The organism is Bacillus sp. MUM 116 (genome assembly GCF_001866655.1).
Taxonomy (GTDB): domain Bacteria; phylum Bacillota; class Bacilli; order Bacillales; family Cytobacillaceae; genus Neobacillus.
Genome location: NZ_MLYR01000160.1, coordinates 1 through 7,779 on the forward strand (window position 1 = coordinate 1; position 7,779 = coordinate 7,779).

Genomic DNA, 7,779 nt, shown 5'->3' on the forward strand with positions numbered 1-7,779 from the left:
ACCAAAAAAGGGGAAGGGCACTGTCTGCAATTAAAACCCTTCTCCTAGGCTGTCTCCCTTTGCCATGCTTAAGTGTAGTCTTTTATTAAGTCGAAAGGATTAATAAATACAAAAAAGCCCTACTAGGGGATTTTGGTGATTGAGACTGTCTTTGACAAGTCTATGTGCTAAGTAAGACTATGGCTTTTCGGCTACACTCTAGACTATGCATCAGTCTAACTTGAGTACCCAATCAGTTAAGCCTGATTTTGAGGAATTTTTTAGAACAGACCAAGAATTCGAATTCGTTATAAATCAGCCCTTGTCCATTCCATTTCATAATCTTGTACATATATTATTATTACACCATCGTTAGCCAGACATATTCCATTACCTTTACGGATATTAAGAACGTTTGCCTAAAGCAGACGTTTCTTTGCATTTTTAGGCATGTCGTATATTTTGCCTTCTCAATATGATGTGTGTCCAAGTTTAAGTACATTGTTTCACAATTTTTCTAGCTAATTTCAGGCGATGAAAGCATAAAAAAGAGCTAACAATTCTATAATAACTCCTTCTTATACTTTAATTTGAAGATATGTAACTATTTAGGTATAACTGGAACCCAAAGCTCATGAGCAAATGGGGTGACTGTGACGTCAAAATCACTGCTTTATTTTCGGGGCTGAAATTTTCATAAAAAATACGACTAATTTTCATATCTTGGTCAAGGTTTGTTCAAATTATGTGGCTATATTGAATGATGTAAGGCAATTGATGATTTGAGGAGGTTCACATTTTGAAAGTTAAATCTAGTTTAATCGCACCTGCCGTAGCAGCAGCTTTATTAATACCGGCTTTTGGTACTGCCATTTCCAATCACACAACGAGTTCTACAAAAACAAACGCTTCTGTTCAAAAACAAGATCAAAAAGAAGGTAAAGAAGGTCGCTATGAACATGGCAAAGGCGAAAAGCAGAAAGAGCTCACGAATATAATCAATCAGTATGCCACAGCCTCGCTGAAGGATCAATTAACAAAAGATCTTGCAAACCGTGACAGTTTAATGAAGCAATTAAATCAAACACCTGGTTTCCAAAAACAAAAGACTCAAGAAAAAGCGAAACGACGAGTAGCTTATCAAGCTCATAAAAAAGAAATTGATGCTATCGAACAACAAGTGAAAGATGGAAAATTAACAAAACAGAAAGCACATCAAAAATTAGATGTAATATTCGGTAAAATAGAAGGTAAAGATCAAGAGAATGATAAAGGAAAAAAACAAGGGACACGTGCTATTTATCACGAATTAGACAAAGCCGTCCAAAAGAAAGACCAAGCTGCTGTCAATTCTGCATTACAAAAAATCGATCAAGCACTAAAAACTTCGAATCAGCAATTGCAACAAAAGATCAACGCTAATAAATAATGTTTGATTTTCAAATCAAGAGTTTCATAAGCTTATGTCAAAGACCCCATTTCAAAAAGGGGGTCTTTTTAACATGAATCGCTCTGTGCTTATTCGAAAAGATATAGCACGCCAGTAGCTCTATCTACCCCCGTAACGGACTTTGACCGTCTAGCGAATCGCCATGCGCGGCACACTTTGAAAAAAGAATTGCACTGCAGCAATCCTTTTTTACTATAGCACCCGATAGTTTAATTATATTTCCTCACAAACTTCTGATAGAGTAACCATTTAGTTCATAAAATATTCGCCAATACAGACCATTTTTTTATACAATAATATCGTATTCCATTTGTTTAGCAGTTTCCTGAGCAACTTGAGAACCTACTAGTCGTTCCACAATATGAAAAGACATATTTATACCTGCTGAAATTCCACCTGATGTAATAACATTACCTTCATCTACAAATTTAACATCCCTCTGAACTTCAACTTCTGGAAACTCATTTTCTAATCTTTCATAACTTGCCCAATGGGTTGTTGCCAGTTTACCTTTAAGTAGACCTGCTTTTGCTAACAGAAGGGCACCTGTACAAACAGAAGTCATTAATTGAACATTTTCCATTTGACTTTCAATCCAGGTTATTACTTTATCATTATGTATTTCTCGTTCCCTAGCACCTAGACCACCAGGAATAACCAATATATCAAATTTTAGCATAGTATCAAAACTGTAATCTGGTTGTACCTTCAATCCATTACAAGCATATATTATTGTTCCTTTTTCTGATACCGTTTCAACTACAAATGGTTTATGACCATTCTCTAATGCTGTCACAGAAAAAACTTCAAAAGGACCTGCAAAATCCAAAACCTCTACATCGTTAAACAAAAATATTCCCACTCTCCACTGTTCGGTATTCATATAAGTTCCTCCTTCGTCATTCTTCTCTCTAACCTTGGGATTTTATATAAATTTTACCATATTTAACATATCCTTGTTCCACAAACCTGCCCCCTTTAGTTTAAGTGAAATCATTCACAAAAAAAGATAAATAAAAAGCACTGAAGCAGTGCTTTAATTTGCCGGCTTATTGTATCCTCTGTCTCCATAAGGTTGCAATTTCTCCATCCACTGCTTTGCCATTTGCTTAAGATGCCAGCGTTTGTCTATATCTTCCTCAACTTCCTTCTTCTCTAGTACCTCGTAGACGAATGCATCTGACCCTAATTGACTCCAATCTTTTTGCAACTGGGAATTTGCGAATCTCCCCGTTTCAAGTTGCATTTTCAGTGTTAGCCACTTGTTTTTTAAGTTAGGACAGCTATCAACATAAATTTTTCCGTTAACCTTGTTTTTAATTTGGTATATGCCCATATAGGTCTTGATTTGCTTAAATTCCTCTCTTAATTCTCTACGCCTGCTCTTATCCACTGTTCCCTCTCCCTTTGGGATCTATTGACTAATATCCCTTCTCTTTTAAAATTCTTGATAAAACACGTAATTGTACACCAATAAGTTCATCATCATCACTTAAAGCTTGACTGAATAATTTAATATCCTCATTAATTTTTTCATTTCTGGAAAATTCTGTTTCGTAAATACTAACATAAAACAGGCTATAATTGGTTTAATTTTTTCATTTTTTATTGAACTCCCTCAGTTTGTTTAATAAGAAATGGGATTGCCGCAGCAACCCCACACTTCAACTCAAGACCCGTTAATTCAACAAGAATGTTATTATTCTTTGGAAAAAATCTTTTTAAAAATTGTAGAAGCAATAATTAATACAATAAAACCAAGTAATAATTTAACAATTTGCGTCATTATCCAACTATCGAATATATTTAAATTTTTAGTTAATATCCTTCCACTGGTAGCATTGTATATTTTTATGGGTGTATTTCTTAACAATTTACCGAAAATGAACATTGCAATATATTTGCTTTTTATTTTTGTTTTTGGTTCGTACATTGTTAGGATATGGCTTTATTATATACGGCTTAGGAAGCAGAAGGATTGTAGAGTTTAAAACAGCTTAATGAGGGCTTTCGTTCCCTCTTTACATTTTTTTACACCTGCATGGCGCTTTTTGGACTTATCTCGGACTTACCACTATTTATTATTTTGCTTATAAAGAAATACATCGTGAAATCAATATAAAACAATAAAAAAATATTACTACGTAAAACCGTAGTAATATCAACTAAAAGGGGTACCTTTTTTCCCATATTCATAAAGCACCAATGGGGAGTTTCGAAAACCGGACAGACTCGTGTTGTAACCAGCATTAGATTGTGCATCACGCCACTTATAAGCAGGTACAACTCGGCAATTGGTTCGGATCCAGTTGATTATCGAGGATTGTTCGTTTCCACGTGTCTCTTCTTGAAGCAAGAAGTAGCGGATTTGACCAACACTAGCCATCTTTTGCAGCTTCTCAACTGTTAATGCAGGGTCACTCCCTTTAAATCCCCCCATCGCCATGACAGGCAGATTGGTATCAAGTAATAAAGGTGCCGCTGAGGTAGCGTCTAAAGTAGCTGCCAGAAAAGTTCCTTTCCGATAATTCGCTTTTAAATAGTTTTCTAGGTTAGGATTTGACATCTTCTCCTTCCATGCGCTTTGAGTTTTAAGTTCTGGACCCGCAAAAGGTTTTGTTACTGAGCCTCCATATTGGATTGGCGATACGGCCCATACGGCTGGAGCAGTAACTAAAGCCAAAACACCGGCAAAAACAGCAATAATAGCTAGCCCTCTCTTGCCTATATCCTTTAAAATTAGCAAACAAACCAATGAAAGAAATGCCAGAACTTCAATTACAAGTGAAAGCGGGATACGTAATTCTGGATACATCATAACTACTGAAATTTCAAAGCCCACATTGCCTATCAAAGCGAGAGGTAAAAACCAGGATCCTCTTTTGTTTTTCGTTTGCCATCGTTCCCACATATCTTTAAGACCAATACCAGCTAGTGCAGCAATACCCGGAGCCAGCATGACCATGTAGTAACTATTTAACATACCTGCAATATGACTGAAAAAAATGAACATCGTTAATACCCAAACAAACCAAAAAATGACCATTTGGCGCTTTCGATCAAAAGGAGCACGAAAACGTGAGCCCCAGAAAAACGACACTACACTAATTAAGACGACTGGCAATAACCAGCTAAGCTGTCCAACAAGCTGAGGAGTGGTAAATAGCCTAAGAAGACCTGAGCTTCCAGTTTGTCTACTCTTTAAAAAATGGTTTCCATTGGATGGCATATTCTGTACGATCTGAGAATTGTGATCAATTGTTTGTTCTCCAATAGAAGAATGATTATTAAAGCCATCATTTCTGTCGAATCCGCCTACCTTGCTGTCTGCGTGCAGACCTTGCCTCGCCCATAAATGTCCATATGCGCCATGTTGCTGCCCAATCAATCGATTGACCCCATTGTACCCAATTGCCAATTCAACCATTGAATTATTTTGCGTACTCCCAACATAAGGGCGCTGATTTGAAGGAATCGAATCAACGATTACCGACCATGAAAAGGACACAACTGCAAGAACTACTGTGGCGCATAATAAATGTACTATTTTTTGACGCCAGGTTAATTTAACAGAGAGCATATAAAACAGATAAAAGGCTGGAAGGACTAGGTAAGCCTCCATCATTTTAATGTTAAACCCAACTCCAACTAGGAAAAAAGCGAACAGCAGCCATTTTAATGGCCTCTCTTCTGTTGTCTTGCTAATCGCCCATGCTGCTATCAATGTAACAAACATAAGCATACTATCTACCTCATTGGTTCGGTCTGTAGCTACCACAATGGGAGTAATCGCTAAAAATAGCGCTGACAGCAATCCAGCTCCAGCTCCGAACACACGAGCCACAAGATGGTATAACAAAGCTACTGATAACACCCCTGCCAAGGCTTGGGGGAGAAACAAGCTCCACCCTTTAAATCCTAAGAGATAAGCACTCAACGTTTGCAGCCAAAATCCAACAGGCGGTTTATCTATTGTTATAAATCCCTTAGGATCAAATGAATTAAAGAAAAAGTTGTGCCAACTTACCAGCATGCTTTTTACTGCAGCAGAATAATAAAGATTTCCATCCCCCTCTTGACCTAACTTATAAAAATTAAGAATAAAAGACATCAACAGGATTGCTGACAATCCAAGATATTGCCACTTAAATTTTAATCTTGCTTGGCTCATCATATCTCACCAGTTACCTTCATTTTTTTTGTTAAAAGAACCAACTTAATTGTAGTTGATTGTAATTAACCTCTTTTAAAAATTTAATTAAATTTTACTTACGAATCTATTAATTATAAGTAACTCTCTTAAGTACACTTTGTTTTTTCTTTCATAGATTGTTGTTTTTCGTATAGATGTTAAAATACGTATTCAGTTGGTCATCATGGCATCTTTTCGTCCACTTTTCGAAAAGTAAATAGACTGAACCTTGTTATGCTTTTGAATTTCGTTACGAATAGCAACAAAGTTTACGAAAAGAGCCTTCAAGAAAAAAAAGCATGCAGAAAATAATATTTCTCTGCACGCTTTTTATTTAACGATTATATTGACTCTTGATGCGTTCTCTTAGTTGCAAACATGTATTGCCCAAACGTCTTCCTTATCGATAAAACAATTCCCATGGCAATCATATTTGAAAACAATGAACTCCCTCCATATGTTAAAAAGGGAAGTGAAATACCTTTAACAGGCATTATGCCAACCACCATACCTATATTTTGGAAAATTTGGACTGTTATACTAAAAGCAAGTCCTGTACAAACATAGGCTCCAAAGCCAGTCTCTGATTCATGCCCAGTTCCAACAATTCTATATATTAACAGGAAGAACAATATAATAACTAATGATGCACCAAAAAATCCAGTTTCCTCTGCAACAGTGGAAAAAATAAAATCTGTATGTTTTTCAGGAACATAGACACTACCATTTAGGATTCCCTTGCCATAAATTTCACCGCTGCCGACAGCGAGCAGCGATCGCTGAGTTTGATAGGCATCATTACTGTTCCCTGCTGGATTTAACCACCCAATAATCCTTGCTTGCTGATGGGGCGAAAGAAGCGGGATTAAATCTTTATAAATCACATTGGGATCATAATAATACAGATACAAAAGTGTGCCTATTACAAGAAGCGGGATAACCGCAAAAATAGCCAACATTCTTTTTTGAAGCCCAGATAAAAAGAGCATACTGACAATCGCAACAAAAAATAAGAACACCATTCCCGTATCCGGTTGAATATACACAATTAGGGACGGAGGGATGGTTATAAGTAAGATTTTACCTACAAGCAGCAAGTCCGTTTTCATTGTTTTTTCAGAATAAATTGCATTATGTTTAGTTATGATTCTGGCAACTAATATAATTAATGCAATTTTAAAATATTCAGATGGCTGGATAGAACCTAGCAAAGGGATGCTAAACCATCGTTTAGCTCCCAAAATCATAGGGGCAATCCTGCTTGGCGAAAATTTCAAAGCAATTAAAGAAATAAAGAAAAAAATATAGGATGGCCAAGCTAATTTTTGGATTTGATCAATATCTAACCATGCGATCAAAATTAAGATGACAAAGCCAATTATATAGTTAATCCCCTGCTTTAATGCGAAATTCACCAGCCCATACTCGCCTGTCCTTTGACTGCTGTAAATAAACACGATACTTAAAATACTAAATATAATCAATATCAGTATGATGAATCCATCTAGTCTACTATAAAGATCTGTCGTTTTTGTTTTCATTTTCATCACCTACTATACAAGACAAAAACATCTCCAATATTTAATCAGCAAAAGTATCATATAATACTGAACCACCATAAACCATAAAAATTGAATTAAAATTAATTCATCAATTTTTCATTTATCCTCTGCTTGTCTTGAATATTACGCTCGTAGTTGGGTGTTTTTTGCACATCCCCCGAAAAAAGGGAATAGCACCCTGGCATTCACTTAATGGCGGGTGCTAATGTTTCATGATAATAAAGTTGTTAATATAATATATAGTCTAATCGATTAAAAAATAATAAAATCGTTTAAATCTAAAGGTTTATACAACATTCGCACCCTTTTATGGAGGAACCTGTTACTTTTGGAAACATCCTTATTAAGATAAAAATATACCTATAATAGCGAATGTCATTGCAATAATAACTAATATACTCGCTCTTGAAAATTCCCTCTTCCATCGATGCGTGAACCTTTTTGATATGCTCCTATCATCGCGAATTGCCTCTTTAAATACCTTAGAAAACCTTAATGTTTGCCAGAATATATATAAAAGAATTTGATTAAACATTCAACAGCTGTAAGAAGGCTTTTTTATTTTTTATTTTCTTCTAAGAGCTGTTTATTTTCTT

The 7,779-nt window shown here is 35.8% G+C and carries 5 protein-coding genes and 1 pseudogene; 1 reads left to right on the forward strand and 5 read right to left on the reverse strand.

Annotated features, from left to right (window positions below; all coding sequences use genetic code 11):
• Positions 1 to 778: 778 nt before the first annotated feature.
• Positions 779 to 1,408, forward strand: coding sequence for a hypothetical protein (locus BIV60_RS26855; RefSeq protein WP_071358720.1), 630 nt, complete (start codon positions 779 to 781; stop codon positions 1,406 to 1,408).
• Positions 1,409 to 1,715: 307 nt separating this feature from the next.
• On the opposite strand, the gene BIV60_RS26860 is transcribed toward BIV60_RS26855, so the two are convergent.
• The 5 genes and pseudogenes from BIV60_RS26860 to BIV60_RS26875 form a co-directional block, all read right to left on the reverse strand.
• Entirely contained in the window at positions 1,716 to 2,312 is a 597-nt protein-coding gene (locus tag BIV60_RS26860) for a DJ-1/PfpI family protein (RefSeq protein WP_071358721.1), read from the reverse strand.
• Between the two features lie 153 nt (positions 2,313 to 2,465).
• The gene (locus tag BIV60_RS26865; RefSeq protein ID WP_071358722.1) at positions 2,466 to 2,822 is read right to left on the reverse strand and encodes a GIY-YIG nuclease family protein; all 357 of its coding nucleotides are present in this window, start codon (positions 2,820 to 2,822) and stop codon (positions 2,466 to 2,468) included.
• Positions 2,823 to 2,850: 28 nt separating this feature from the next.
• A pseudogene (locus BIV60_RS30725) lies at positions 2,851 to 2,967 on the reverse strand (DUF6530 family protein); the annotation flags it as partial.
• A gap of 623 nt (positions 2,968 to 3,590) precedes the next feature.
• The gene (locus BIV60_RS26870; RefSeq protein WP_071358723.1) at positions 3,591 to 5,600 is read right to left on the reverse strand and encodes a glycosyltransferase family 39 protein; all 2,010 of its coding nucleotides are present in this window, start codon (positions 5,598 to 5,600) and stop codon (positions 3,591 to 3,593) included.
• 362 nt (positions 5,601 to 5,962) lie between these two features.
• Complete coding sequence (locus BIV60_RS26875) at positions 5,963 to 7,162, reverse strand: FtsW/RodA/SpoVE family cell cycle protein (RefSeq protein ID WP_071358724.1); 1,200 nt, start codon at positions 7,160 to 7,162, stop codon at positions 5,963 to 5,965.
• Positions 7,163 to 7,779 lie beyond the last annotated feature (617 nt).